Source organism: Nocardioides sp. NPDC057577 (genome assembly GCF_042801335.1).
Lineage (GTDB): Bacteria > Actinomycetota > Actinomycetes > Propionibacteriales > Nocardioidaceae > Nocardioides.
The window spans coordinates 1-25,424 of record NZ_JBHVGB010000076.1 but is presented as its reverse complement, the minus strand read 5'-3'; the positions used below and the strand labels follow the sequence as shown (position 1 = coordinate 25,424).

Annotated in this window: 23 protein-coding genes; 7 read left to right on the top strand and 16 right to left on the bottom strand. The window is 68.8% G+C overall.

Annotated features, from left to right (window positions below):
* From ACFU7D_RS16225 to ACFU7D_RS16195, 7 genes are all read right to left on the bottom strand, one after another.
* The coding region (locus ACFU7D_RS16225; RefSeq protein WP_378868763.1) for an amidohydrolase at window positions 1-1,174 on the bottom strand (1,174 nt) is incomplete at its 3' end.
* A gap of 12 nt (window positions 1,175-1,186) precedes the next feature.
* Window positions 1,187-2,185: a methylmalonyl Co-A mutase-associated GTPase MeaB gene (meaB, locus tag ACFU7D_RS16220; RefSeq protein WP_378727521.1), complete on the bottom strand. Its 999-nt coding sequence runs from the start codon at window positions 2,183-2,185 to the stop codon at window positions 1,187-1,189.
* A 149-nt stretch (window positions 2,186-2,334) separates the two neighbouring features.
* A complete protein-coding gene (locus ACFU7D_RS16215) occupies window positions 2,335-2,712 on the bottom strand; it encodes a type II toxin-antitoxin system VapC family toxin (protein ID WP_378868760.1) in 378 nt (125 codons plus the stop codon).
* Window positions 2,709-2,966, bottom strand: coding sequence for a hypothetical protein (locus ACFU7D_RS16210; protein ID WP_378868757.1), 258 nt, complete (start codon window positions 2,964-2,966; stop codon window positions 2,709-2,711). The genes ACFU7D_RS16215 and ACFU7D_RS16210 overlap by 4 nt, the downstream gene beginning before the upstream one ends.
* A 49-nt stretch (window positions 2,967-3,015) precedes the next feature.
* Window positions 3,016-4,707: a serine/threonine-protein kinase gene (locus ACFU7D_RS16205; protein ID WP_378868754.1), complete on the bottom strand. Its 1,692-nt coding sequence runs from the start codon at window positions 4,705-4,707 to the stop codon at window positions 3,016-3,018.
* A gap of 53 nt (window positions 4,708-4,760) precedes the next feature.
* The gene (gene scpA, locus ACFU7D_RS16200; RefSeq protein WP_378868751.1) at window positions 4,761-6,947 is read right to left on the bottom strand and encodes a methylmalonyl-CoA mutase; all 2,187 of its coding nucleotides are present in this window, start codon (window positions 6,945-6,947) and stop codon (window positions 4,761-4,763) included.
* Entirely contained in the window at window positions 6,944-8,734 is a 1,791-nt protein-coding gene (locus ACFU7D_RS16195) for a methylmalonyl-CoA mutase family protein (RefSeq protein WP_378868748.1), read from the bottom strand. The genes scpA and ACFU7D_RS16195 overlap by 4 nt, the downstream gene beginning before the upstream one ends.
* Before the next feature lie 167 nt (window positions 8,735-8,901).
* On the opposite strand from ACFU7D_RS16195, the gene ACFU7D_RS16190 reads away from it, so the two are divergent.
* Entirely contained in the window at window positions 8,902-9,291 is a 390-nt protein-coding gene (locus tag ACFU7D_RS16190) for a hypothetical protein (RefSeq protein WP_378868745.1), read from the top strand.
* On the opposite strand, the gene ACFU7D_RS16185 is transcribed toward ACFU7D_RS16190, so the two are convergent.
* The 3 genes from ACFU7D_RS16185 to ACFU7D_RS16175 are packed head-to-tail and all read right to left on the bottom strand — an operon-like array spanning window position 9,288 to window position 12,802.
* A complete protein-coding gene (locus ACFU7D_RS16185; protein WP_378868742.1) occupies window positions 9,288-9,641 on the bottom strand; it encodes a DUF1707 domain-containing protein in 354 nt (117 codons plus the stop codon). The two genes, ACFU7D_RS16190 and ACFU7D_RS16185, sit on opposite strands and share 4 nt — an antisense overlap.
* Window positions 9,638-11,182 carry a sulfatase-like hydrolase/transferase gene (locus ACFU7D_RS16180; RefSeq protein WP_378868739.1) on the bottom strand — a complete coding sequence of 515 codons (1,545 nt, stop codon included), beginning with the start codon at window positions 11,180-11,182 and terminating at the stop codon, window positions 9,638-9,640. The genes ACFU7D_RS16185 and ACFU7D_RS16180 overlap by 4 nt, the downstream gene beginning before the upstream one ends.
* Window positions 11,183-11,230: 48 nt before the next feature.
* Window positions 11,231-12,802, bottom strand: coding sequence for a sulfatase-like hydrolase/transferase (locus tag ACFU7D_RS16175; RefSeq protein WP_378868737.1), 1,572 nt, complete (start codon window positions 12,800-12,802; stop codon window positions 11,231-11,233).
* Between the two features lie 104 nt (window positions 12,803-12,906).
* Between ACFU7D_RS16175 and ACFU7D_RS16170 the strand changes: the two genes are divergently transcribed.
* The 4 genes from ACFU7D_RS16170 (at window position 12,907) to ACFU7D_RS16155 (ending at window position 17,643) form a co-directional block, all read left to right on the top strand.
* Window positions 12,907-14,010, top strand: a complete 1,104-nt coding sequence (locus ACFU7D_RS16170) for a glycosyltransferase (protein ID WP_378868735.1) — start codon at window positions 12,907-12,909, stop codon at window positions 14,008-14,010.
* Window positions 14,011-14,118: 108 nt separating this feature from the next.
* Window positions 14,119-14,838, top strand: coding sequence for a succinate dehydrogenase cytochrome b subunit (locus tag ACFU7D_RS16165; protein WP_378727480.1), 720 nt, complete (start codon window positions 14,119-14,121; stop codon window positions 14,836-14,838).
* 13 nt (window positions 14,839-14,851) lie between these two features.
* On the top strand, window positions 14,852-16,906 hold the full coding sequence (locus tag ACFU7D_RS16160) for a fumarate reductase/succinate dehydrogenase flavoprotein subunit (protein ID WP_378727482.1): 2,055 nt from the start codon (window positions 14,852-14,854) through the stop codon (window positions 16,904-16,906).
* Window positions 16,903-17,643, top strand: coding sequence for a succinate dehydrogenase/fumarate reductase iron-sulfur subunit (locus ACFU7D_RS16155; protein ID WP_378727484.1), 741 nt, complete (start codon window positions 16,903-16,905; stop codon window positions 17,641-17,643). Before ACFU7D_RS16160 ends, ACFU7D_RS16155 begins: the two co-directional genes overlap by 4 nt.
* Window positions 17,644-17,794: 151 nt before the next feature.
* Here the strand turns inward: ACFU7D_RS16155 and ACFU7D_RS16150 are convergent, their stop codons facing one another.
* Together ACFU7D_RS16150 and ACFU7D_RS16145 are read right to left on the bottom strand one after the other, a co-directional pair.
* Window positions 17,795-18,697 carry a hypothetical protein gene (locus tag ACFU7D_RS16150; RefSeq protein WP_378868732.1) on the bottom strand — a complete coding sequence of 301 codons (903 nt, stop codon included), beginning with the start codon at window positions 18,695-18,697 and terminating at the stop codon, window positions 17,795-17,797.
* Between the two features lie 300 nt (window positions 18,698-18,997).
* Window positions 18,998-19,414 (bottom strand): organic hydroperoxide resistance protein, encoded by a 417-nt coding sequence (locus tag ACFU7D_RS16145; RefSeq protein WP_378868729.1) that lies wholly within the window; start codon window positions 19,412-19,414, stop codon window positions 18,998-19,000.
* A 48-nt stretch (window positions 19,415-19,462) separates the two neighbouring features.
* Between ACFU7D_RS16145 and ACFU7D_RS16140 the strand changes: the two genes are divergently transcribed.
* Complete coding sequence (locus ACFU7D_RS16140) at window positions 19,463-19,924, top strand: MarR family winged helix-turn-helix transcriptional regulator (protein ID WP_378868726.1); 462 nt, start codon at window positions 19,463-19,465, stop codon at window positions 19,922-19,924.
* A 4-nt stretch (window positions 19,925-19,928) separates the two neighbouring features.
* On the opposite strand, the gene ACFU7D_RS16135 is transcribed toward ACFU7D_RS16140, so the two are convergent.
* From ACFU7D_RS16135 to trpS, 4 genes are read right to left on the bottom strand one after another with little or no spacing between them, the layout of a single operon-like run.
* Window positions 19,929-20,153 (bottom strand): SCO4848 family membrane protein, encoded by a 225-nt coding sequence (locus tag ACFU7D_RS16135; RefSeq protein ID WP_141791899.1) that lies wholly within the window; start codon window positions 20,151-20,153, stop codon window positions 19,929-19,931.
* Between the two features lie 12 nt (window positions 20,154-20,165).
* Entirely contained in the window at window positions 20,166-21,041 is an 876-nt protein-coding gene (locus ACFU7D_RS16130; RefSeq protein WP_378868723.1) for a YihY/virulence factor BrkB family protein, read from the bottom strand.
* A 44-nt stretch (window positions 21,042-21,085) separates the two neighbouring features.
* Entirely contained in the window at window positions 21,086-21,610 is a 525-nt protein-coding gene (locus ACFU7D_RS16125; RefSeq protein WP_378727491.1) for a 2'-5' RNA ligase family protein, read from the bottom strand.
* A 12-nt stretch (window positions 21,611-21,622) separates the two neighbouring features.
* Window positions 21,623-22,660, bottom strand: a complete 1,038-nt coding sequence (trpS, locus tag ACFU7D_RS16120; RefSeq protein WP_378727492.1) for a tryptophan--tRNA ligase — start codon at window positions 22,658-22,660, stop codon at window positions 21,623-21,625.
* A 440-nt stretch (window positions 22,661-23,100) separates the two neighbouring features.
* Here trpS and ggpS point away from each other — a divergent pair, with 440 nt between their 5' ends.
* Window positions 23,101-25,383, top strand: a complete 2,283-nt coding sequence (ggpS, locus tag ACFU7D_RS16115) for a glucosylglycerol-phosphate synthase (RefSeq protein ID WP_378868720.1) — start codon at window positions 23,101-23,103, stop codon at window positions 25,381-25,383.
* The last annotated feature ends 41 nt before the right edge of the window (window positions 25,384-25,424 follow it).

The following is a 25,424-nucleotide window of genomic DNA, read 5'->3' as shown; positions in this document are numbered from 1 at the left end:
CGCGGTGGGCGGCGGCCGCCAGGACCTTGGCGCCGACGCCCACGGCACGCTCATCGACGCGCAGATCGCCCTGGTGGAGGTCGTAGGTGGGGCCGCCGGGGGTGCGTACGCCGAGACGGAACATCGAGCCGGCGACCTGCTCCTGGTACCAGCCGAAGTCCTCGCCACCGAGGCTCTGCGCGGAGACGACGGCCCCCCGCTCCCCCAGAACCGCGCGGACGCTCTCGACGAGGATCTGGTGGGACTCCTCGTCGTTGCTGACCGGCGGGACACCGCGGGTGTAGTCGACGGCGGCCGTCACGCCGTAGGGCGCGATGATCTCGGCGACGACCTCGCGGACGACGTGCTCGACCTCGCTCCAGGCGTCGCTGTCGAGAATCCGCACGGTGCCTCCGACGGACCCGTGGGCGGGGATCACGTTGTGGATCTGGCCGGCGGTCACCTTGCCCCAGACCACGCTCACGCCGGCCCGGGGGTCCATCCGCCGGCTCAGGATCACCGGCAGCTCGGTGGTCACCTTGGCGAGCGCGAAGACGAGGTCGCCGGTCAGGTGCGGGCGGGAGGTGTGACCGCCGGTGCCGCTGAGGTGCACGTCGATCAGGTCGGCCGCGCTGGTCAGCGCGCCGGAGCGGATCCCGACGCGGCCGACGTCGACGGTCGGGTCGCAGTGCAGCGCGAAGATCCGCTCCACGTCGTCGAGCGCACCCAGGCTCATCAGGTGCAGCGCCCCGCCTGGCATGACCTCCTCGGCGGGCTGGAACAGCAGGCGTACGCCACCGGGCAGCGGTGACTCGCGATGCAGGTCGGCCAGGGCGAGGCCGGCGCCGAGCAGGGCCGTGGTGTGCACGTCGTGGCCGCAGGCGTGCGCGACCCCGGGGACGGTGCTCGTCCAGATGTCGGTGGTGACGTCCTCGACGGGCAGAGCGTCCATGTCGCCGCGCAGCGCGACGACCCTCGAGTCCTGCCCGTCCCCGCCCAGGTCGGCGATCAGACCGGTCGCCGACGGCCGGTCGACCTGCCAGCCCGCCTTCTCCAGTCGCTCGGCGATCAGCTCGGTGGTGCGATGCTCCTGCCAGGAGAGCTCCGGGTGCGCGTGGATGTCCCGGCGCAGGTCGGTCAGCTCGGCGTCGTAGGCATCGACTCGCTCGGCGAGGAAGGCAGCAGGCTCCAGCATGGTCCCGTCAGACTAATCCTTGTCGTAGGCGGCGAGGATCCTGTCCGCGGCGACGGTCGCCGGAAGCTCCCCGGAGAGCACCTCGTCACGCACCTCGTCGCGGATCGCCTTGACGCCTGCGGAGTGCTTGAGCCGCTGGTCGAGCTCATCGCGGACGAGCGCCCAGGTGAAGTCGAGCTGCTGCTCGGCGCGCTTGGTGCGCAGCCCGTCCTCGCCGAGGTGGGTGCGGTGGGCCATCACCTGCTCCCAGACCGAGTCGACCCCGTCGTCGTGGAGCGCCGAGGCGGTGACCACCGGCGGCGCCCACTCCTCGCGCGAGCGCACCAGCCGCAGGGCGCCGGCGAGCTCGCGGGCGGCCGCGCGGGCCTCCTGGGCCCGGTGGGGATCGTCGGGGTCGGCCTTGTTGACCGCGATCACGTCGGAGATCTCCAGGATGCCCTTCTTGATCCCCTGCAGCTGGTCGCCGGTGCGCGCGATGGTGAGGAACAGGAACGTGTCCACCATCCCGGCCACGGTCACCTCGGACTGCCCGACACCGACCGTCTCCACCAGCACCACGTCGTAGCCGGCCGCCTCCAGCACCGCCATCGCCTGCACGGTCGCCCTGGCGACCCCGCCGAGCGTCCCGGCGGACGGGGAGGGCCGGATGAAGGCGTTGGGGTCCACACTCAGCCGGGCCATGCGCGTCTTGTCGCCCAGGACGGAGCCGCCGGTGCGTACGGAGGACGGGTCGACCGCCAGCACCCCGACCTTGAGGCCGTTGGCGGTCAGCCGGCTGCCGAGCGCCTCGATGAAGGTCGACTTGCCGACCCCCGGCACCCCGGAGATGCCGACCCGCACGGTGTCGCCCGCCGGGAGCTTGGTGAGCAGCTCGCGCGCGATGTCGCGGTGCTGGGGCTTGGTCGACTCCACCAACGTGATCGCCCGTGACACCGCCGCCCGCTTGCCGTCGCTGATGCCGTCGAGAAGGTCTTGTACGTCGGGCCCTGGCATGGCCAGCACCTTAGCCAACTCGTCGAGTCCCGAGCGGTCCGACTCGACCAGCGAGCCTGGCGGGCGCCAGTCCACTCAACCAACGTGACCGAGATACGGTGGTTGTGAAGCTGAGAGTGACCCATAGACCACGCTCAGCTTCACAACCCCTTCGCTGCGCTGCTGAGTCACGGCAGAACGTGAAGCCCACGTCTTCGCGCGACGTCCCGAAGCCGCTCGTCGAAGCTCGCGAGCGACGCCGCATGCGCGGTGGCGGCCATGAGGACACAGCAATCCGGCATCTTGAGCGGCGTGGAGACTCGCATGTCGGCCAGCTCACGCGCTTCGTCGGGCACCCGTTCCAGTTCACCGATCCCGATCGCGGTGACCTTGTTGATGAGCTCCGCGGCCCGCCCCTCTCGGGTCGGCCGAACCAGCACCTCGGCAAGGGTCAACGTGTGGATCCGGTAACGCTCGGTCGTCGAGAGCACCTTCAACGCTTGGACGTGATGAACATCGGACTCGTCGAGGTACGCGATCAAGACGCTCGCGTCGAGAACGATCAAGCTGGCCAGTCCTCGCGCAGCTCGTCGAGGTAGCCCTCACCGAACTCGAAACCGCCGGCGTTGGCTTCGACCACGCGGCGCCGCGCTGCGAGCTGATCAGCCTCCTCTCGTTCGAGGACCTTCGCGCCCTCCTCGGCAAGGGCCGCGATCAGGGCACTACGAGACTTTCCAGGCCAACGACGTTCCGCCGCCTCGAGGGCAGCAGCCAGTTCGTCGGTCTCGGTCACCTGGTGACGCGGGCGAGAGGTGGGCATAACCGGAAGTGTACCACCTTGATCACCGGTGACACACCGATGTGAACCGTCAGCGGATCCGCGGCAGGACGTTGCGGACGGCGTCGGGCAGCCAGCTCGATCGGACGTCGTCCAGCGGGACCCACGAGACACCCACCTGCAGCACGTACCAGGCTACGGCAGCGGCGATGATCGCCAAGCCGACGACGGCCACGACCCATCGTTGGGACGGCGAAGAGGCGGCGCGGGCGACCGGGCCCACGATGTCGCGGACCCGCTGCGAGGCGAGCCAGGCGGCGGACATGAACGTCATCGCGGCGGCGTAGAGCACGGCGGCCAGCGGCACCCCGAGCGCCAGGAACCCCACGCCGACGGCGGCCGCGATCACGCCGGTCAGCACGGTCACCGCTGCGGTTCCGGGAGTGGCGCGCACCAGGTCCCACGGCGAGCGGATGAGCACCCACGGCCCGTCGTACCACTTCCGTCCACGCGCCTCGCGACGCTTCGCCAGGTGGTCCGAGGCGAGCGACGCGGCCCTCAGCAGCCAGACTCCGAGGCCGAGCAGGACCGCGCCCAGGAACGGGTACGCAGCGACGACCCCGGCGAGGATCGCGGCGAGCGCGACCAGGATCAGGAAGTGCATCGGACCCGGCCAGCGCTTGAGGTTGGCGTGCTTGCTGGGCGGGCTCCACCCGGGCTCGGGCGACGGAGCCGGTGGCGGCGACTGCGGGTCGAACCGGCGCACCACCAGGGGCTCGGCCGGCGCGTCGGCGACGGTCACCGCCGTCGGCGGCACCTCCTCCACCTCCGTCATCGCATCGGACGCGGCGTCCGGATCGACCAGCGTCGGCTTCAGGTCGGAGCCCGCGGGCGCGGCGGCCAGCGGCATCGTCACCGGCAGCACCTTCGTGACCGCCGAGGCCTCTCCTCCCGGCCACGGCACCTCGGGCTCCATCAGCCACTCCCGCAGCTCCTCCAGGCCCGGCCGGTCCGCGGGATCCGTCGCCAGCGCCGCCGTCAGGACCTCCCGCATCGAACCCTCGATGCCGTCGAGGTCGTGCTGGCCGCGGCGTACCCGGTCCAGGACGGCCATCGACGGACCGGTCCCGAACGGAGGCCGTCCCAGCAGCGCATAGGCGGTCGTCGCCGCCCACGAGTGCACGTCGCTGGCCGGCGTCGAGGGCGTCCCCTCCAGGATCTCCGGTGCCAGGTAGCCCGGGGTGCCGACCAGCCAGCCGGTGAGCGTGATCTTGGGATCGTCGGCGACCCGGGCCAGCCCGAAGTCGATGAGCACCGGCGTACGCCCCTCCATCACGACGTTGGAAGGCTTCACGTCACGGTGCAGCACGCCGGCGTCGTGGCAGGCCGCGACACCGCCGGCCAGGCAGCGCGCCAGCCAGAACCGGTCCTCGCCGACGACGGGTCCGTCGTCCTTGATCCGGTCGTGCAGCGTCGGCCCGGGCACGTAGCGGGTCGCGACGTAGGGAAGGTCCGCGTAGGGGTCGGCATCGACGATCTCGGCGATCCACGGGCTGCGCACCTGCCGCAGCGACCGCACCTCGCGCTCGAGCCGGGTACGGGTCTCCTCGTCCCCCACGACATGCGTACGCAGCACCTTCAGCGCCACCCGCTCGCCGGTCTCCTCGTGGCGGGCCAGGTGGACGACTCCCATGCCGCCCTCACCGAGCTTGGTGAGGAGCTCGTAGGCGCCGACCCTCACCAGCCCGTCCCCGGATGCCCGCCCGGGGCGTAGGTCCGTCACAGCTCTGAGGCTAGACGAGCCCGACGCCCCCGGCGAGGACATACCCGGGAGGGTCAGTGATCGAGCTGCTCCCGCAGGCGACCGAGGAGATCGATGGCGGAGTCGGCGATGACGGTCCCCGGAAGGAAGACCGCGGCGGCGCCCATCTGCTCGAGCGTGGCGACGTCGTCGGGCGGGATGACCCCGCCGATGACGATCATGATGTCCGGGCGCCCCTGCTCCTCCAGCGCCGCCTTCAGCGCGGGGAGCAGTGCGAGGTGACCGGCAGCCAGCGACGAGACCCCGACGATGTGTACGTCGGCGTCGACCGCCTGCTGCGCGACCTCCTCGGGCGTGGAGAACAGCGGGCCTACGTCGACGTCGAAGCCGAGGTCGGCGAAGGCGGAGACCACGACCTTCTGGCCACGGTCGTGGCCGTCCTGGCCCATCTTCGCGACCAGGATGCGCGGTCGGCGACCCTCGGCCTCCTCGAACTCCTTGGTCGCCTTCAACACCTCGGTGACCTTCGAGTCACCCGACGTCGTCGCCTCATCCCGGTACACACCGGAGATGGTACGGATGACGGCCTGGTGCCGCCCCCATGCCTTCTCCATCGCGTCGGAGATCTCGCCAACGGTCGCCTTGGCCCGGGCCGCGTCGACGGCCAGCGCGAGCAGGTTGCCCTCCAGGTTCGCCCCGGACTTCTCGGCACCGGCGGAGTTCGTGATGGCCTCCAGGGCCCGGCGTACGTCCTCGTCGTCGCGCTCCGCGCGCAGCCGCTCGAGCTTGGCGAGCTGCTGCTTGTAGACCTGGTCGTTGTCGACCTTGAGCACGTCGAGCGGGTCCTCGGAGGGGAGCCGGAAGGTGTTGACGCCGATCAGCTTCTGGGCACCGGAGTCGAGGCGCGCCTGCGTGCGGGCGGCCGCCTCCTCGATGCGCATCTTCGGGATGCCCTGCTCGATCGCCTTGGCCATCCCACCGGCCGCCTCGGCCTCCTGGATGTGGGCCCAGGCGCGCTCGGCGAGGTCGTGGGTGAGCTTCTCGACGTAGTAGGAGCCGCCCCACGGGTCGATGATCTCGGTCGTGCCGCTCTCCTGCTGCAGCAGCAGCTGGGTGTTGCGGGCGATGCGGGCCGAGAAGTCGGTCGGCAGCGCGATGGCTTCGTCCAACGCGTTCGTGTGCAGCGACTGGGTGTGGCCCTGGGTCGCGGCCATCGCCTCGATCGCGGTGCGGCCGACGTTGTTGAAGACGTCCTGGGCGGTCAGCGACCAGCCGGAGGTCTGCGAGTGGGTCCGCAGCGAGAGCGACTTGGGGTTGGACGGGTCGAACTGCGCGACCAGACGCGACCAAAGTGCACGGGCCGCGCGCATCTTGGCGACCTCCATGAAGAAGTTCATCCCGATCGCCCAGAAGAAGCTGAGCCGCGGTGCGAACGCGTCGACGTCGAGGCCCGCGGCCAGACCGGTCCGCAGGTATTCGACGCCGTCGGCCAGCGTGTAGGCGAGCTCGAGATCGGCCGTCGCCCCGGCCTCCTGCATGTGGTAGCCGGAGATCGAGATCGAGTTGAACCGGGGCATCTTCGCGGCGGTGTAGGAGAAGATGTCGCCGATGATCCGCATCGACGCCGCCGGCGGGTAGATGTAGGTGTTGCGGACCATGAACTCCTTGAGGATGTCGTTCTGGATGGTCCCGGCGAGCTTCTCGGGCGCGACGCCCTGCTCCTCGGCCGCGGCGATGTAGAGCGCCAGCACCGGCAGCACCGCACCGTTCATCGTCATCGAGACTGACATCTCGTCGAGCGGGATGCCGTCGAACAGCGTCCTGGTGTCGTAGATGGAGTCGATCGCGACGCCCGCCATGCCGACGTCCCCACGCACCCGCGGGTGGTCGGAGTCGTAGCCACGGTGGGTGGCCAGGTCGAAGGCGACGCTCAGGCCCTTCTGGCCCGCCGCCAGGTTGCGGCGGTAGAACGCGTTGGACTCCTCCGCGGTCGAGAACCCGGCGTACTGCCGGATCGTCCACGGCTGGGTCGTGTACATCGTCGGGTAGGGCCCACGCAGGAACGGGCTCAGCCCGGGGAAGGTGTCGAGCGCGTCGAGACCCTGGAGATCCGCAGGCCCGTACGCCGGCTGGATCTCGATGCCCTCGGGGCTCAGCCACGGCGTGCCCCCGCTGGTTGAGCCGCGAGCGCCAGCGAGCGTGTCGAAACCAACACGGTCACTCTGCAGCGGCAGCCCCTTGAACGAGCCGGGAATCGTCATGAGAGCTTCTCCCTCGTAGCGGTCAGGAAGGCGAGTGCGTCGACACCCATCGAGGCGGCGTCGTCCACCTCGGCGTCGACGGCGTCGGGCTTCCCGGCGATGATCACGTGCGTGGCGCCGGCCTCGCGGAGGGCCGCGATCGCGGCCGCACCCCACGCGGCGTACGTCTTGTCGGACCCGGCCAGGCAGACGACCGGTGGCGTGCCGGCTGCCCGATACTTTCCGGCCAGCTCCTCGGCGTCCGCGGTCGCACCCGCGACCTCGACGCCGATGCCGCCGGCGGCGAGCAGGTTGGTCGCGAAGGTCGCCCGGGCGGTGTGCTGGGCGACCGTGCCGAGGGTGGCGAGGAAGACCTTCGCGGTGGCCGGGGTGTCACGCAGGACCTCGAAGGAGGCGCCGTAGCGCACGACCCGCTCGTTGAGCGGATCGTGCGGCCGCGAGGGCAGGGTCTCGGCGAGGTTGGGGAACTCGGTGAGCCCGGTGATCGGCCGCTTGCGCCGCGCGATCGCCTTCTCGCGCGCGGCGGAGACCGCGGCGATCCGGTCGCGGAAGGGCGAGAAGTCGTGGCCTCCGACGGCGTTGGCCCCAGTCCATTCCTCCTCGAGCTGGATGAACGCCTCCCAGCCGGCGGCGGCCATGTCGGCGGTCAGCTGCTCGACGGCGAAGGAACCACCGGCGGGGTCCGCGACGGCCGCGACGTGGGACTCGTCGATCAGCAGGTGGGACACGTTGCGGGCGATCCGTCGCCCGAACCCGTCAGGGACGCCGTTGGCGGAGTCGAACGGCAGCACGGTCACCGCGTCGGCCCCGCCGACACCGGCCGCGAAGGCGGCGACGGTGCCGCGCAGCATGTTCACGTAGGGGTCGTACTTCGACAGCATCGGCCGCGAGCTCACCGCGTGGATGCGCATCTCGACGCCCTCGGCGCCGGAGAGCTCGAGGACCCGCGCCCACAGCTGGCGGGCGGCCCGCAGCTTGGCGATGGTCGGGAACTGCTCGTCGGTGGCGGCGTAGCGGAACTCGATCAGCGCCGCCGCCACGGCGGGCGAGAAGCCGGCCTCGGTCAGCGCGCGCAGGTAGGCGACGCCGACCGCGATCGACCAGCCGAGCTCCTGGACGTCGGACGCACCCAGATCGTGCGCAGCCGTGGCGTCGACCACGATCGCGCGCACCCCGATCCCCTGCGCGAGACGGGCGAGGTCGACCAGCTCGGCGAACGCCTCGTCGGGTGCCAGCGGCAGGTCGCGCAGCAGCGCGCCCATCGGGTCGGCACCCAGGTTGGTCGCGGCGTGCAGCCCGGCGCCACGCTCGGCGATCAGCGCGAGCAGGTTCTGGGCGACCTTGACCGCACCGATCGGCGCGTCCAGCACCACCGGAGCCAGGTCGAGGAGCACCTTGTCCAGGAGCACCGCGAGGTCGGTCGTCTCGTCGGCGGCCACCCACAGCGAGGAGACCCCGCCGTCGAGGTCGACCAGTGCGGCCTCGTTGGCCGCCTTGGCGTCCACGCCGGAGAGACCGGAGACGAGCGAGCGGATGTCCCAGGCGCCGGAGCGCGTGGGACGGGCCGCTTCGTCGTAGGGCTCCCCGGGAAGGCCCAGCGGGGCGATCCGGAGTCCGTCGAGAGAGGTGCGGGTCAGCTTGTCCCAGACGAGCGAGTCGGCGTCGTCGGCGCTCAGCCGACCGCCCTTCCGGAGGACGGCAGCAGTCGCCGCCTCCCACTCTGCCTGGGAATGGGCATCCGCCGGCTGGGCAAGGCGCAACGAGTCGTCGCGAGCGGCGTCGTTCATAAATCGAACCTTAGGCCGATGAAGTGGCGGTGACCACAAAGTGTGAGGTTTACAACCGCTAACTGAGACGCGCCGTTAGGTTGACCGCCGTGAAGGTACGCACTCCAGGCGGGCAGGCCCACAGGGTGACCCGGCGTTGGGTCCCATGGCAGCGGAAGTCACGACGGTTGAGTCTTGGCGGGCTCGAGGTCCCGATCGGCCCGCCGGCCGGCGACGATCCGATCAGCGCGATCCTTCTGGTGCTCTGGCTCGTCATCGCACTGCCGATCATCGTCGTGGTCGTCGGCATCATGCTCCTGACCGGCATCGAGCTCGTCCTCCTGCTCGCGATCCTCCCCTTCGCCATCGGTGCCCGGGTCGTCTTCGGCCGCCACTGGACCGTCGAGGTACGCCGCGGCTTCACCCCCATCCACGAGGAGCGCGCGGGCAGCTGGACCGCCAGCGGCGTACGCATCAAGGAGCTGGCGCGGGAGATCGAGTCGGGCAACGTCCCGGCCGACACTCTCACCAAGCTGTCGGCCAAGCAGTCGGCCAAGCAGTCGGCCAAGCAGTCCTAGTCGCGCCAGAGGCGCAGCAGCGGCAGCCCGGTGTAGACGAGCACCCACACCGGCCAGAAGAACCCTCGGCCGGTGAGGTGCCACGCCACCATCGCGATCGCACCACAGAGCAGGAACACCAGAACATCCCGTACGAAGCCCCGGCCCGCCCCGGGCGAGGAGACGGGTTCCTCCTCCCCCAGGTCGTCGACCACCGCGGCGAGGTCGGCGGACCTCGCCGCGCCCCACACCGCCTCGGCACGCGACTCCAGCTCGGGCGCGTCGATCCTCCCCGCGGCGTACGCCTCGACGAGCCGCGCCCGCGCGGCCTCGCGCTCCAGGTCGCCGACCCGCGTCACAGCACTCGTCACAGCCCCTCCAGGTCGAGAGCGCGACCGGCGGCGTACAGGTCCTTCGGGCAGGTCGAGGCGGCGCAGTCCTGATAGCGATCGGCGAGCCGCTCGAGCGCCTTGACGGTCTCCGCGACCGACGGGTCGGCGGCGAGGTTGTGTTGCTCGTAGGGGTCCGAGGAGCGGTCGTAGACCTCGACCTGGCCGGTGTGCAGGCGGGCGTAGGTCCAGGAGCCGACCCGGACACCGGACCACAGCTGCCTGCTCCCGTCGGTGACCCGCCAGCCCGCGACCGGGATCGCGCGGACCTGCTCGGGCGCGCTCAGCCACGGCATGATGTCGATCCCGTCCAACGGGCCGGGAGCGCGCGCCCCGGCCGCCGCCAGCAGCGTCGCAGCGATGTCCGGGTTGGTGACCGGGGTCCGGACCGTACGCCCGCGCGGCACTCCGGGGCCGCTCATCAGCACCGGGATCCGCAGCGACTCGTCGTAGTGCCACAGCTTGCCGTTGAGGTTGTGATAGCCGTTGGAGAAGCCGTTGTCGGAGGTGAAGACGACCAGCGTCCGCTTCAGCTCACCGCTCTTCCTCAGCCCGCTCAGGAGCGAGGCGATGTTGCGGTCCAGGCTGCGAATGGCCTCGAGCCGGCGCTGGTAGGCGATCCGGAGGGCGTCCTTCTTCCGCGGGTTGAACTTCCCGCGCCCCGGCGAGCCCTTCGCATAGCCGGAGGTGTCCTCGGGAAAGAGGTTGGGCCGCGCCGGGATCTGCACGTTGTCGTAGTAGCCGCGGTCCTGGGTGTCCGGCACGGTCACCGACAGCGCGGCGTCGGTGCCGGGGTAGACCTTCTTCGGGTCATCGGGCCCCGAGGGCCCGCCGTGGTGCGGAGCGACGTAGTTGACCCAGGTGAACCAGGGCTTCCCCGACCCCCGCTCGGCCGCGATCCCCGCCTTCGCGTGGTCGGTGATGACGGTCGAGGAGTAGCCCTTCGACTTGATGATCTCGCCGTTGACGTTGAACTTCGGCGAGCGGAAGTTGTAGGTCGACGGGTCGACGGTCGCGCGCCACTGGTCCCAGCCGGGCGGCACGTCGCCGCGGCTCGAACCCTCGCCGTAGCCGTTGAGGTACTTGCCCGCCAGGATCGTCGAGTAGCCCGCGTCCTGCAGCGAGGTGGCCACCGTCGAGGAGTCGTCGAAGGCCTGATACCCGCCGTACGGCCCCTCGATCGTGCGCGCCCCGTGGTTGTGGGCGTACTGCCCGGTCAGCAGCGAGGCCCGCGCCGGCACGCAGATCGGCGTCGGCGCGATCCCCTCGGAGAAGGTGACCCCGGCCCGCTCGACCAGCTTCCGCACCTGCGGCAGGTAGTCCATGTCGAGGGAGGAGAGGTCGTCGACCGTGACCATCAGCAGGTTCGGCTTCTCCGCGGGCCGCTCCAGCACAGGCGTACGCGTCGGGGCCGCCGCCACGGCGGCCGGCTCGTGGACGAGGCCGGTCACCGCGAGGGCGCTCATCGCCACCGTCGCCACAGCAGCACGCTTGCGACGCGTGAACAGGTTGCCTACCGGCATGGCCAAACACTCCCAAGTAATAAGAGTTATTTAGTCCACTTTAACCCGTTAGATGCCTGTCAGATCAAGCGGTCCATCCGCGGCGTACATCTTCTTGGGGCACTCGTCGCCGGCGCAGTCGCGGTACTTCTCGGTCAGGGCGGCCAACCGCGAGACCGTCTCGGCGTGGCCCGGGTCGTCGGCGAGATTCGTCATCTCGTACGGATCGTTGGTGCGGTCGTAGAGCTCGACCCCACCGTTCTCGAGCTCGACATAGGTCCACCGCCCCACGCGCACGCCGGACCAGAGCCGCGAGGTCCCGTCGGTGGTCGGCCACGCTTCGATCGGGACGACGCGGGTCTGCTCGGGCGCGCGCAGCCACGGCATGATGTCGATGCCGTCGGGCTCGTGCGGGTCGCTCGCACCGGCCGCCGCGAGCAGCGTCGTGGCGATGTCCGGGTTGGTCAGCGTGGTCCCGACCTCACGCCCCTTCGGTACGCCGGGTCCGCTCATCAGCACGGGGATCCGCAGCGACTCCTCGTAGTACCAGAGCTTGCCGTTGAAGTTGTGGTAGCCGCTGGAGAAGCCGTTGTCGGAGGTGAACACGACCAACGTGCGCGCCAGGTCGCCACTCTTCTTCAGCCCGCCGAGCAGGGAGGCGATGTTGCGGTCCAGGCTGCGCGCCGACTCGATCCGCCGCTGGTAGGAGAGCCGGTAGGCGTCCTTCTCGATCTGCGAGGGGTTCTTCCGCGACGGCGACCCCTTCGGGAACTCCTTGCGCGCCTCCGGAAACAGGTTGGGCTGCCGCGGGATCGGCTTGTCGGCATAGGTGTCCCGGTCACGTGCATCCGGCACCGGTACGCCGATCGCGCCCTTGGTGCCCGGGAAGCGCTGCTTGGGGTCGCCCTTCTCCGTCGGCCCGCCGATGTGCGGCGCCACGTAGTTGACCCACTGGAACCACGGCTTCTCCCCGGCCTTCTTCCTGGCGTCCTTCAGCGCCGCCTGCGCCTGCTGGGTGATGACGGTGGTCGAGTAGCCCTTCGGCTTCACCAGGCGTCCGTTGACGTTGAACTTGGCGCCCAGGTAGTTGTAGGTCGAGGGGTCGACGGTCGCGCGCCACTCGTCCCACCCTGGCGGCAGGTCGCGCTCGCTCCCCGCCTCGCCGTACTCGTTGAGGTACTTTCCGGTGAACACCGTCGAATAGCCGGCCTCCTGCAACGAGGTGGCCAGGGTCGCGGAGTCGTCGAAGGACGGATAGCCGCCCTCGGGACCGTGGATGGTGTGGGCACCGTGGTTGTGGGCGTACTGCCCTGAGAGCAGCGAGGCGCGGGCAGGCACGCAGATCGGCGTCGGCGCGACCGCGTCGGTGAAGGTCACCCCGCTCTCGCCGACCAGCTTCTGCACGCTCGGCAGGTAGTCCATGTCGAGGGAGGAGAGGTCGTCGACCGTGATCATCAGCAGGTTGGGCTTCTCGACCGGCATCTCGAAGGCCGGCGTCGCGGTCGAGGGCTGCTCAGAGACGTGCTCGGCAGACGGCTGCTGGGTCGGCGCCCGGCCACAGCCCGCCAGTCCGACGCCACCCACGACCGCCGCCATCGCGAGTGCTGCCGAAAGCGTCCAGACCCGTCTGGGTACCGCCACTGATTGTCCTCATCACGCTGGTCGTCTACTGGTCGTGCAAATGGTTCATCCCAGGTCAACGCACATGTCGTGCTCTCGCCATCCCCGGGCAGGACGCTGGTCCTATGAAGATGGCGCTGGTCACCGAGAGCTTCTTTCCTACCATCGATGGTGTCACAACCACGGTGAAGGCCATCGCCGACCGCATGATCGAGTCGGGCCACGAGGTGCGGTTCATCGCACCCGGCCCCGGACTCCCGGTCTACCGCAACAGCAGGGTCGTCCGCGTCTCGCCGATCGCCAAGACCGGCCGCCAGGTGCGCAGTGCCCTGGAGGCCTTCGAGCCGGACGTCGTGGTCAGCTTCGATCCGGGCCGGATGGGCCGCAAGGCGCTCTCGTCTCCGACGGCGGCCACGGCGACCACCGTGGTCGTCCAGCAGTCCCCTCTCTCCCCGAAGGCGGCGCTCACCTGGAGCACCTCGATCGCCGCGTACTCCGATGAGATCTTTGTCACAAGCGAGTTCCTGCGCCGCATGCTCGCGGCGATCGACGTCGCCGCCGAGGTGTGGGAGCCGGGGGTCGACACGGCCGCGTTCTCGCCCAGTCTGCGCGACGACTGGCTCCATCGCCGCTGGTCCAGGTCGAAGTCGCGCCCGACACCTCTGGTCGTGGTCGGCTACGCGGGCAACCTCGCCAAGAGCCATGGCGTACGCCGCCTCGCCGAGCTCACCGTGGTGCCCGGGATCCGCCTCGTCATCATCGGCGACGGGCCCCAGCGCGGCTGGCTCAAGCAGCGGATCCCGCAGGCGAAGCTGACCGGCCCGCTCGGCACCGGCGACCTGGCCATCGCCCTGGCCTCGCTCGACGTTCTCGTCCACCCCGGCGAGGAGGAGGGATGTGGCCACATCCTGCGTGAGGCCGCGGCCAGCGCCCTCCCGGTGGTCGCCCCGCGGGCCGGCGCGGCAGCCGAGATCGTCCAGCACATGGAGACCGGGGTGCTCTACAACCCGGCCCGCGCCCGCGAGCTCGCGGATGCGGTCGCCTCGGTCGTCTCGGACCCCCGGCGGCACCTGCTCGGCGACCGCGGTCGGGAGCTGGTCGCGACGCGGCCGTGGACCGATGCGGCCGACGAGCTGCTGGCCCGTCTGGTCGCGCTGCGCGAGGTCCGGTCCTCACAATCTCACGCTGTCACCACGGAGAATGCGCGCCCTGCTGTTAGGCTTGCCTAACCCGTTGCCAAGATACTGATCAGTAACCCCGCCCGCCCGCGCAGCGACGAAAATGTCACATACTCCCTGCGTACAAGTTCGGGTATGAGGGGTAGTAGCGTGCGTGCCGTGGCAACCACGACTCTGATCAAAGGCGCGCGGTCGACGCGCTCGACGATCGCCCTGAAGCTCCTTATGGCGGCCAGCGGCATCGTCTTCATCCTGTTTGTGCTCCTGCACATGTACGGCAACCTCAAAGCCTTCAGCGGCGAGCTGGCCTACAACGAGTATGCCGAGCACCTGCGTACGTTCGGGGAGCCGATGCTGCCGTACGGCGGCCTCCTCTGGATCCTGCGAGTGGTGCTCCTGGCGTCGCTGGTGGCTCACGTCGGCTCGGCGGTGGCGCTCTCGATGCGTGCTCACGCGCAGCGCCCGGTGAAGTACGCGGTGAAGAAGAACAAGGCTTCGTCGCTCTCCTCGCGCACCATGCGCTGGGGCGGCGTGGCCCTGCTCCTCTTCGTCGTCTGGCACCTGCTCCAGTTCACCATCGTCAAGATCAACGTGGGCGAGGGCGGACAGGCTGCGGGCATCACCGAGAACCCGTACCGGCTGTTGACCGCGGCGTTCCAGCCGGAGCAGTGGTGGATGGTCCTCATCTACCTGTTCGCCATGCTCGCGCTCGCGTTCCACCTGCACCACGGCACCTTCAGCGCCATCCAGACGCTCGGGTTCACCAACTCCGCTGAGTCGCGTGCCAGGGCCCGCGTCGCCGGCTGGGTCGTCGCGATCGTGATCGCCGGCGGCTTCTCGCTGGTCCCCCTGTTCACCGTCTTCGGCGTCATCTCGTAAGGACATCTGACACATGGCTGCTGGAACCCACTACCTGCCCGGCCTCACCCCGACCAACGAGGCCTCGGTCCAGAAATCCGACGACGCAGCGGGCTACTACGTCCTCGGCGACAAGCTGGTCGACCCTAAGACGCCCACCGGGCCGATCGCGGACCGCTGGACCACCCGCAAGTTCGAGAACCGTCTGGTCAACCCGGCCAACCGACGCAAGCTCGACGTCATCATCGTCGGCACCGGCCTGGCCGGTGGCGCCGCGGCTGCCACCCTCGGCGAGGCCGGCTACAACGTGAAGTCCTTCTGCTACCAGGACTCCCCGCGCCGGGCCCACTCGATCGCCGCCCAGGGCGGCATCAACGCCTCCAAGAACTACAAGTCCGACGGCGACTCCGACTACCGGCTCTTCTACGACACGGTCAAGGGCGGCGACTACCGCTCGCGCGAGTCGAACGTCTACCGCCTCGCCGAGGTCTCGACCAACATCATCGACCAGTGCGTGGCGCAGGGCGTTCCCTTCGCCCGTGAGTACGGCGGCCTGCTGGACAACCGCTCCTTCGGTGGCGTCCAGGTGTCGCGTACGTTCTACGCCCGCGGCCAGACGGGGCAGCAGCTCCTCATCGGCGCCTACCAGGCCATGGAGCGCCAGGTGGCCGCCGGCACCGTCGAGCAGTTCACCCGGCACGAGATGCTCGACGTGATCATCGTCGACGAGCGTGCCCGCGGCATCGTGGCCCGCAACATGGTCACCGGCGAGATCGAGACCCACCTGGCCGACGCGGTCGTGCTCGCCACCGGCGGCTACGGCAACGTCTTCTACCTCTCGACCAACGCGATGGGGTCGAACGTGATGGCCGCCTGGCGTGCGCACCGCAAGGGCGCGTACATGGCCAACCCCTGCTACACGCAGATCCACCCGACCTGCATCCCGGTGACCGGCGCGCACCAGTCGAAGCTGACCCTGATGTCGGAGTCGCTGCGTAACGACGGCCGCATCTGGGTGCCGAAGAACGCCGAGGACTGCACCAAGGACCCGCGCGAGATCCCGGAGGAGGACCGCGACTACTTCCTGGAGCGGATCTACCCGGCGTTCGGCAACCTGGTCCCCCGCGACATCGCCTCGCGTGCCGCGAAGTACATGTGCGACGAGGGCCGCGGGGTCGGGCCGGAGGTCGACGAGACCCAGGCCGACGGCACGGTGAAGAAGTTCCGCCGCGGCGTCTACCTCGACCTCGGTGCCGCGATCGAGCGCCTCGGCAAGGACAAGATCGAGGAGAAGTACGACAACCTCCTCGACATGTACGAGCGGATCACGGGCGAGAACCCCTACGAGCTGCCGATGCGGATCTACCCGGCGGTGCACTACGTCATGGGCGGCCTCTGGGTCGACTACGAGCTCCAGACCAGCATCACCGGTCTGTTCTGCACCGGCGAGGCGAACTTCTCCGACCACGGTGCGAACCGCCTCGGCGCCTCGGCGCTGATGCAGGGTCTCGCCGATGGCTACTTCGTGCTGCCGAACACCATCACCGACTACCTCGCCGACGGGCCGTTCGACAAGATCGACGAGTCCCACCCGGCCGTGGTCGAAGCTCTCGAAGGGGTCACCTCCCGGGTCGAGAAGCTGATGAACATCAACGGCGAGCGCTCCGTGGAGTCCATCCACAAGGAGCTCGGTCAGATCATGTGGGAATACTGCGGGATGGACCGTCGCGAGGAGGGCCTCAAGAAGGCCATCGGCCTGATCCGCGAGCTCAAGAAGGAGTTCTGGACCAACGTCAAGGTCCTCGGCTCCGCCGAGTCGCTCAACCAGGACCTGGAGAAGGCCAACCGCGTCGCCGACTTCATCGAGCTCGGTGAGCTCATGTGCATCGACGCGCTCAACCGCCGCGAGTCCTGCGGCGGCCACTTCCGTGGCGAGTCCCAGACCGACGAGGGCGAGGCACTGCGTCACGACGACGAGTTCGCCTACGTCGCGGCCTGGGAGTTCGGTGGCGAGGACGGCGCCCCGGTGCTCCACAAGGAAGACCTGATCTACACCGCCATCGAGATGAAGCAGAGGTCCTACAAGTGAAGCTGACGCTGAAGATCTGGCGGCAGGCCGACGCCTCCGACAAGGGTGCGCTCAAGACGTACGAGCTGGACGGGGTGTCCTCGGACATGTCGTTCCTCGAGATGCTCGACCTGCTCAACGAGCAGCTCCTGCACAACGACGAGGAGCCGGTCGCGTTCGACTCCGACTGTCGCGAGGGCATCTGCGGCATGTGTTCGCTGATGATCAACGGCGAGGCACACGGCCCGGAGGTCACCACGACCTGCCAGCTGCACATGCGCTCGTTCAACGACGGTGACACCATCACCATCGAGCCGTGGCGCGCCTCGTCGTTCCCGATCGTCAAGGACCTGATCGTCGACCGCTCCGCGTTCGACCGGATCATCCAGAACGGCGGCTACATCTCGGCCAACACCGGCTCGGCCCCCGAGGCCAACTCGGTGCCGGCCCCGCGCGACAAGGCCATGCGGGCGTTCAACACCGCCACCTGCATCGGCTGCGGCGCCTGCGTCGCCGCCTGCCCGAACGGCTCCGCGTCGCTGTTCCTCGGCGCGAAGATCACCCACCTCGGTGAGCTGCCGCAGGGCCAGCCGGAGCGCTACTCCCGCGTGCAGTCCATGGTCGGCCAGCACGACGCCGAGGGCTTCGGTGGCTGCACCAACATCGGTGAGTGCGCCGCCGCCTGCCCCAAGGAGATCCCGCTCGACGTGATCTCCCAGCTCAACAAGGACCTGCGCAAGTCGCTGATCCTCGGCTGACCGTCTGGTCGCCATACGTCAGAAGGGCCGCTATCCCGTTCGGGAGAGCGGCCCTTCGGCATCCGGCCAGGCGCCGGTACGACGGGACGTTCCTGTCCGTTACCCGGGAGTAGAACGACCAGAACGTCCCGTCGTATCCACCAACACCGCCTCATGCGACTCCTCTCAGGAAGCGCCTTCGTTGGGCTTTCGTCAGGGCCCGGCGCTGTTCGACCGTGACGGTTGGGGTCCACCAGGGCGGTGGGTCCACTGTCCATCTGCGTTCTTGACCTTGGCGCAGCGCTCGCGCTCGCGCTTCTTGCGTACGCTGCAGGAAACGAGTCGGATCACGCCGGTCGAACGACGTCATCGTGACGTACTCCAGACCTGCCCTGCGAAAGAGGCTCTCCCGCTGGATGTCGCCTGCCCGCCGCTCGCCGGCGAGGTGGAAACCGCCGTCGTACTCGCCGACGACTCCGGCCTCGACATCCAGCAGGTCCGGGGTGCCGATGTGATCTCCGGCGAGATCGAAGATCGGATGGTTGCACAGTGGATGCGGAAGACCGAGGTCGAGCTGCCAGTGCAGGCGCATCTCGGGCTCCATCGGCGACCAGCTGTTCTCGTCGGCGAGCCCGATGGCCTGACGGAGCTGTTCCACTCCGTACCAACCGTTAAGCGTGCCTGCATACTCGACCAGCTCGGTGATCGAGACACGGTCGGTCTGCAGGGCCATGTCGAGCACGGCCACCGCGTGCCCGAGCGTCGTCGCCCGACGCGCCTCGAACGCCGCAGACCGCAGCGGATGGGTTCCGCTGACGCCATCGAGGACGTACCACTGGCCCAGTGGCAGGCGCTCGGCCGAAAGCAGGATTCCAGGCCGGGTCCGATAGCGATGATTGGTGACGACGATCGGCACCGGCCTCGCATTGCCGTTCCCGTCGACCCCATCGAACCAGCGCGCGCCGGCCCAGGCGAAGGCTGCCCAGCCGGTGACGTGTCCTCCCGGGATCTCTGTGGCCGCCTCCAGAACACGCTGCTGCGGTCGATCGGAGTCGACAAAGGAAGGGACGTACAAGCCAGGGCCGGTCCTCCGCCAAGCGCTCCCCCGTACCTGCCCGGGCGTCGGCCCGTTCTCGCCGGTCGGATCCACCCGCACCGGCGCGACAAGCCCCAGCGCCCGGCCCCCGTGAGGAGCCGGCTGGAAGTGGGCAGCCCGAGAGATCACAGAGCGATGGTCCGCCACATCCGATCAACCCGCACCCAGCTAGGTGCGCCCCTGTGGATAACCACCACACAACGGATACGACGGGACGTTCTTGTCGGCCTACCAGGCGGTAGTGGACAAGTACGTCCCGTCGTATCGCTAACGGGAACCTCAGGCGACGGTGAGCTTGACCTCGATGTTGCCGCGGGTGGCGTTGGAGTAGGGGCAGACCTGGTGGGCCTGCTCGGCGAGCTGCTGGGCGGTGGCCGCGTCGGTGCCGGGGATGGTGACCTCGAGCTGAACGGCGAGGCCGAAGCCGCCCTCACCGTTGTTGCCGATGCTCACGTCGGCGACGACCTCGGAGTCGGTCATGTCGACCTTGGCCTTGCCCGCGACCAGCTTGAGCGCGGAGTGGAAACAGGCGGCGTAGCCGGCGGCGAAGAGCTGCTCGGGGTTGGTGGCGCCACCCTCACCACCCATCTCCTTGGGGATGCGGACGTCGGCGTCGATGAGACCGTCGGTGGACTGGACGTGGCCGTTACGGGCGTCGCCGGTGCTGACTGCGGTGGCTGTGTAGATCGGTGTCATGTGCACAACTATATTGCGCACAACTCAATAGCGCAAGGGAGTAGACTGATGGATGTGTCCGGACGTACCTATCCGCAGCTCGCGCTCGACCTGCAGCTCTGCTTCCCTCTGTACGCAGCGACCCGAGCCGTCACGAAGCGCTATGTGACGCTGCTCAAGGGGACCGGGCTGACCTATCCGCAGTATCTGGTGATGCTGGTGCTCTGGGAGGGCGACGAACCGTCGACCGTGACCTCCCTCGGCCAGCGGCTACGGCTCGACTCCGGCACCCTGACGCCGCTGCTGAAGCGGCTCGAGACCGCCGGCCTGGTGCGGCGCGACCGCGATCCCGGCGACGAGCGCCGGGTGCTGGTCAGCCTCACCGACGACGGCCGGGCCCTGGAGGAGCAGGTCTCCGGCGTGCCGCTGCAGCTCGGCGAGTCGATGGGGATCACCCATGCCGAGGCGCTCGCCCTGCGCGACCAGCTCACCGACCTCGTCGACCACCTCGACACGGCCGAGTCCCCCTGAGGATCTATCCCCTCGTCAGCAGCCGCTGCACGCCCAGCTTGATCAGCAGTCCACCGAGAAGGACGTCGACGACCACGAGCACGGCGTGGGCGATGTAGTAGGGCTTCGGACGGGTCTGCTCCGGGTCCTTGGCGGTCTTGACGAGGTTGCGGCCGAAGTTGGTCCAGATCGCGATCGTCCAGATGCCGATGACCAGGAGGAGCGCGCCGTCAGTCTTCTCGAGCTTCATGAACCGACTCTCTCATGACGATCGAGTCGCCCTCACGTGGGCGTAGGAGGCGGCGTACAGGATCACCATCGAGGTGTAGTGGATCCAGACGACCAGGATGAGGGCGATGCCGAAGGCCTGGAAAGCGGGCTGTCCTTGGGTGGCCTTGAGCAGCAGGGTCGAAGCCTGCTTGAGGATCTCGAAGCCGATCGCGCCGAGCACGGCCCCGACCCACAGGGGAGCCTTCGGGGTGTCCTTCTGGGGTGCCAGGTGGAACATCGCGAAGAAGAGCACCGTGTTGGCGGCGAGGCCGAGCACCAGGGTGAGGAGGACGATCAGCCAGCCGAAGCCTTCGTCGAGGCCGATCCAGTCCAGGACGTTGACCGAGAAGGTGCGTACGAGGCCGGTGAACGCCACCGCCACCAGCAGGATCAGCCCGAGCCCGATGAGTGCGACCAGGTCGCGGGCCTTGGCCGCCAGGAATCCCGGCTGTTCCTCCTCGGGCACCAGGAAGACCGCATCGAGCGCCTTGCGCAGCCCGTCGATGAATCCGAGGCCGGCGTAGAGCAGACCGATGACACCGATGATCCCGACCGTGCTGGCCGCACTCTCGATATCGGAGATCTTCAGCTGTCCTGCGCCGTCGCCGACCAACCCGGGCAGGACATGGTCGATCGCCTCGACGAGGTCGCTCTCTGCTCCGGAGTAGACCTTGGCGATCTGGCCCACGGCGAAGAACGCGAGCGCGAGGATCGGGAAGGTCGACAGGAAGCCGAAGTAGGTGATCGCGCCGGCCTGCTGGGCGGCACCCACCTCGCCGTAGTGCTCCTGCGTGCGAACCACCCGGTCCAGCTCCGGAAACCGCACCCGCAGCTCGGCGATCTTCGCCTTGACCTTCTCTTTGAGCATCCCGAGGTCCCCATCCATCGTTCGTGGGCGGGCCCGAGCCCGCCTCAACCGGTCAGTGCTGCCCTCAGCGCGAACTCCCGCGTCGGGCGCCAGCCATCGGTGTCGTCGTGGACATAGAGGTGGAACGCCTCGACCGACCACTCGCACTCGAAGTCGGCGAGCTCACCGAAAGCCTTGTCGAGGCTAGCGTCGGGAAGGTCGTGAGCGATCGTGACATGCGGGTGATAGGGAAACGTGAGCTTCTGGTCGAGCGGACCCTGCCGGACCGCATTGGCCAGCTGCTCACAGCCCGAGATGCCCTGCACCACTGCCACGAACACCACCGGCGAGACCGGCCGGAAGGTGCCGGTGCCTCGCAGGTGCACGCTGAACGGGGCGACCCGCGAGGCAGCGGACTCGAGATGGCCCTCGACGTCCGGCAGCAGGTCGTCGTGGATCTCCGTCGGTGGCACAAGAGTGATGTGCGTCGGGATCATGGTCGCCGTCGCGTCCCCGAGAGACGTCCGGTAGTCCTGGAGCTGGCTCGCCCACGGCTCCGGGATAGCGATGGCAACACCGATGGTGCGCATGCGCCGACCTTACTAGCCGAGCGGCGACGCGGGGGGCACAAGGCCAACCCGCTCGTAGACGTCGGCCAGAGTCTTGCGGGCGACCACGCCTGCCTTCTCCGCACCCTGCTGCAAGATGCCGTCGAGGTACGCCCGGTCCTCGAGGACCTCGAAGGTCTTCTCCCGGAACGGGGTGACGTAGTCGACGACGACCTCGGCGAGATCCTTCTTCAGGTCGCCGTAGCCCTTTCCTGCGTACTTGCCGACGAGGGTCTCGATCTCGGAACCGGTCAGCGCGGAGTAGATCCGGAGCAGGTTGGAGACGCCCGGCTTGGCCTCCTCGTCGAAGCGGATCTCCATCTCCGAGTCGGTGACCGCGGAGCGGATCTTCTTCGCCGAGACCTTCGGGTCGTCGAGCATGTCGATCAGGCCGTTCGGGCTCGAGGCCGACTTCGACATCTTGATCGCCGGGTCCTGGAGGTCGTAGATCTTCGCGACCTCCTTGAGGATGTAGGGCTCGGGAAGCCGGAACGTCTTCTTGTAACGGCTGTTGAACCGCTGCGCGAGGTCGCGGGTCAGTTCGAGGTGCTGTCGCTGGTCCTCGCCGACCGGGACGTACGCCGGGCGGTAGAGCAGGATGTCGGCGGCCATCAGCATCGGGTAGGAGAAGAGGCCGACGGAGGCCGCGCCCTCACCACCCTTGGCGGACTTGTCCTTGAACTGGGTCATCCGCCGGGCCTCACCGAACGAGGTGATGCACTGCATCACCCAGCCGAGCTGGGCGTGCTCGGGAAGGTGTGACTGGACGAAGATCGCGGATCGCTCCGGGTCGACACCGGCGGCCAGGAGCTGGGCGGCGGCCCGCCGCGTACGCTCCCGGAGCACCTTCGGGTCCTGCTCGACCGTGATCGCGTGCAGGTCGGCGATGAAGAAGAACGGCTCGTGCTCCTCCTGCAGGCTCACCCACTGCCGGACCGCGCCGAGGTAGTTGCCGAGGTGGTAGGAGTCCGCCGTCGGCTGGATGCCGGAAAGGACCCTGGGCCTAGTCGTAGGAGCAGTGCTGCCGGTCATGTGCGCATTCTGTCAGCCACCCGCCGAAAGGCTCGAAATGGTGGGAGGAAGAGGATCGAGAACCGATCCGTACGAGCTGTGGACCCTGCCCGCGGCACCGATCTGCGTGCCGGCCATGGGCCTCGGCGCCCCCCGTGATCAACGTCGAGGACCGTGGTCGCCCGCGGTCTTCTTGAAGGCCGCGGGCAGGATCCGCATGCCCCATCAACGACGGATCCTCGATGGAGTTATCGAACAGGTGCATCCAATTTCTTACGAGTTTGTGGACCTCCTGAGAGGCTCTACTCAGCGCGGGTTCGATGATGCGTCAACCGCCCGTTCCCGGCCTGACATGTGCCCCTGTTAGCCTGGTTGGTCGACCCGCGGATCCTCCAAGGGGTCCGCAGCCTCGGGCCAGCTGCCGAATCGGCCTCGAGGCCAGGCGACCCTCGAGGAGACTTGTGAACGACACGTCCGCTGCCAACGCACGCATGCTGCTAGCGACCGATCTGGACGGAACCTTCCTAGCCGGCGACCCCGAGGCTAAGGTCAAGCTGTACCAGACGCTGAGCCGCCGCGAGGACGTACTGCTGTCCTTCGTCACCGGTCGTGGGCTGGAGTCGGTGCTGCCCCTGCTCGCGGACCCGACCATCCCGACGCCCGACTTCATCATCTGCGATGTCGGCGCGACCATCGTGACCGGACACGACCTGCTCGCCGTCGAGCCCATCCAGCAGGAGATCGCCGCCAAGTGGCCGGGCGAGCTCACCGTGCTCGAGAAGATCGGCGACCGCCCCGGACTGGTCCGGCAGAACGTGCCGCAGGACCGCCGGGTCTCCTACTTCTGCGACCCCGAGGCCGTCACCGACGACCTCGCACCGCTGGTCGCGGAGATCGGCTGCGACCTGCTCTACTCCGCCAGCCACTACCTCGACGTGCTGCCCGCCGGGATCAACAAGGGCTACACCGTCACCAAGCTCGTCGAGCACCTCGGCATCCCCAAGGACCGCGTGCTGGTCGCCGGGGACACGCTCAACGACCTGTCGATGTACGACATCGGGTTCCCGGGCGTCTGCGTCGGCGAGGCCGAGGACCTGCTCCTGGACGCGACCCGCGACAAGGAGCGTACGTTCCACGCCACCTCCCCCGGCACCGGCGGGATCCTGCAGGCGATCAGGCACTTCAACCTGCTCGACGACGAGCACATCTACGACCCGGAGAACGACGCCGACGACCCGGGGAAGTCCGACCTCGTGATGGTCTACCACCGGCTCCCCTATGACGAGGTGATCGAGGACGGAGAGGTCAAGCGCCGGCGCCCGAAGTCCCCCAACGGCATCATCCCGACGCTGCTCTCCTTCTTCACCGAGCGCACCGGGTCCTGGGTCGCCTGGTCCATCGACGACCCCAAGCGCGGCAAGTTCGCCACCCACACGGTCGTCGACCCCAAGCTCTACCCGGGCCTGGTGGCCTCCCGGCTGCCGCTGTCGAAGAAGGACGTCGACGTCTTCTACAAACGCTTCTCCAAGGAAGCGTTCTGGCCGCTGCTGCACACCTTCTGGGAACGCGCGAAGTTCAAGGAGGAGGACTGGAAGGTCTATTGCCGGGTCAACCGGGCCTTCGCCGAGCAGGCGGCGGCCGAGGTGGCGTACGGAGGCATCGTCTGGATCCACGACTACAACTTGTGGATGGTGCCGGCCTACCTGCGGGAGATGCGGCCGGACGTGAAGATCGCGTTCCTGCACCACACCCACTTCCCCGGTGCGGACGTGTTCAACGTGGTGCCGTGGCGCCGCGAGATCATCGGCTCGCTGCTGCAGTGCGACTACATCTCGTTCCACATCCCCCGCCAGGTCGAGAACTTCGTCGACGTGGCCCGCGGCGTGGCGCCGGTCGAGGTCGTCGAGACGGAGGACTCGGCGCCTCGGTTCCGGACGTACGGCTTCGCTCTCGGTCTGGACACCATGCCCTCGGTGATCGACGTCGGTGGGCGCCGGGTGCACCTGGGCGCCAACCCGGTCAGCGTCGACACGACCCGGATCGAGCAGACGCTGGCCACCCCGGCGGTGCAGAGCTCGATCGCTCGGGTGGCGGACGAGTTCGAGGGCCAGCGGATCGCGCTGGCCGTATCCCGGCTCGACTACACCAAGGGCGTCCTGCAGCAGCTCGAGGCCTTCGAGCGGGCGCTCCTCGAGGACCCGTCGTTGCTGGGTGAGCTGTCGCTGGTGCTGGTGTGCGTGCCCGCGGCCGGCGAGATGACCGTCTACAAGACGCTGCAGAACCAGATCGAGCAGGCGGTCGGGCGGATCAACGGCCGGTTCTCGCGGATGGGCTGGATGCCGGTGCACTTCTACTTCCGGCCGATCCCGTTCGACGAGCTGCTGGCCTACTACGCCAACGCCGACATCATGTGGATCACCCCGCTGCGCGACGGCCTCAACCTGGTCGCCAAGGAGTACGCCGCGGTCCATGGTCTCCTCGGCACCAGCGGCACGCTGGTCCTCTCCGAGTTCGCCGGGGCGGCCGCCGAGCTGCGCGGCGCGGTGCTGACCAACCCCCACGATGTCTCCGACATGGTCCGGGTCTTCCTGCAGGCCGTCGACATGGACGAGGCCGAGGCCAAGGACCGGATGCGCGGGTTGTGGGACACCGTCCGCCACCACGACTCCAAGGCCTGGGCCGACGGATTCCTCGCCGCGGTCGAAGCCGCCACCGCCTCGGGTGACGACGAGGCGGTTCTCTAGAAAGATCTCGCCGAGCCGGCGCGTTCTAACGCGCCGACTCG

What these genes read in the sequence shown, in the direction of transcription:
- ACFU7D_RS16210 (WP_378868757.1), bottom strand. Translation starts at nt 2,966, where the DNA reads ATGCCCACCTCTCGCCCGCGTCACCAGGTGACCGAGACCGACGAACTG.
- ACFU7D_RS16130 (WP_378868723.1), bottom strand. Translation starts at nt 21,041, where the DNA reads ATGCTCAAAGAGAAGGTCAAGGCGAAGATCGCCGAGCTGCGGGTGCGG.
- ACFU7D_RS16135 (WP_141791899.1), bottom strand. Translation starts at nt 20,153, where the DNA reads ATGAAGCTCGAGAAGACTGACGGCGCGCTCCTCCTGGTCATCGGCATC.
- ACFU7D_RS16125 (WP_378727491.1), bottom strand. Translation starts at nt 21,610, where the DNA reads ATGCGCACCATCGGTGTTGCCATCGCTATCCCGGAGCCGTGGGCGAGC.
- ACFU7D_RS16160 (WP_378727482.1), top strand. Translation starts at nt 14,852, where the DNA reads ATGGCTGCTGGAACCCACTACCTGCCCGGCCTCACCCCGACCAACGAG.
- scpA (WP_378868751.1), bottom strand. Translation starts at nt 6,947, where the DNA reads ATGACGATTCCCGGCTCGTTCAAGGGGCTGCCGCTGCAGAGTGACCGT.
- ACFU7D_RS16170 (WP_378868735.1), top strand. Translation starts at nt 12,907, where the DNA reads ATGAAGATGGCGCTGGTCACCGAGAGCTTCTTTCCTACCATCGATGGT.
- trpS (WP_378727492.1), bottom strand. Translation starts at nt 22,660, where the DNA reads ATGACCGGCAGCACTGCTCCTACGACTAGGCCCAGGGTCCTTTCCGGC.
- ACFU7D_RS16180 (WP_378868739.1), bottom strand. Translation starts at nt 11,182, where the DNA reads ATGCCGGTAGGCAACCTGTTCACGCGTCGCAAGCGTGCTGCTGTGGCG.
- ACFU7D_RS16140 (WP_378868726.1), top strand. Translation starts at nt 19,463, where the DNA reads ATGGATGTGTCCGGACGTACCTATCCGCAGCTCGCGCTCGACCTGCAG.
- ACFU7D_RS16195 (WP_378868748.1), bottom strand. Translation starts at nt 8,734, where the DNA reads ATGAACGACGCCGCTCGCGACGACTCGTTGCGCCTTGCCCAGCCGGCG.
- ACFU7D_RS16145 (WP_378868729.1), bottom strand. Translation starts at nt 19,414, where the DNA reads ATGACACCGATCTACACAGCCACCGCAGTCAGCACCGGCGACGCCCGT.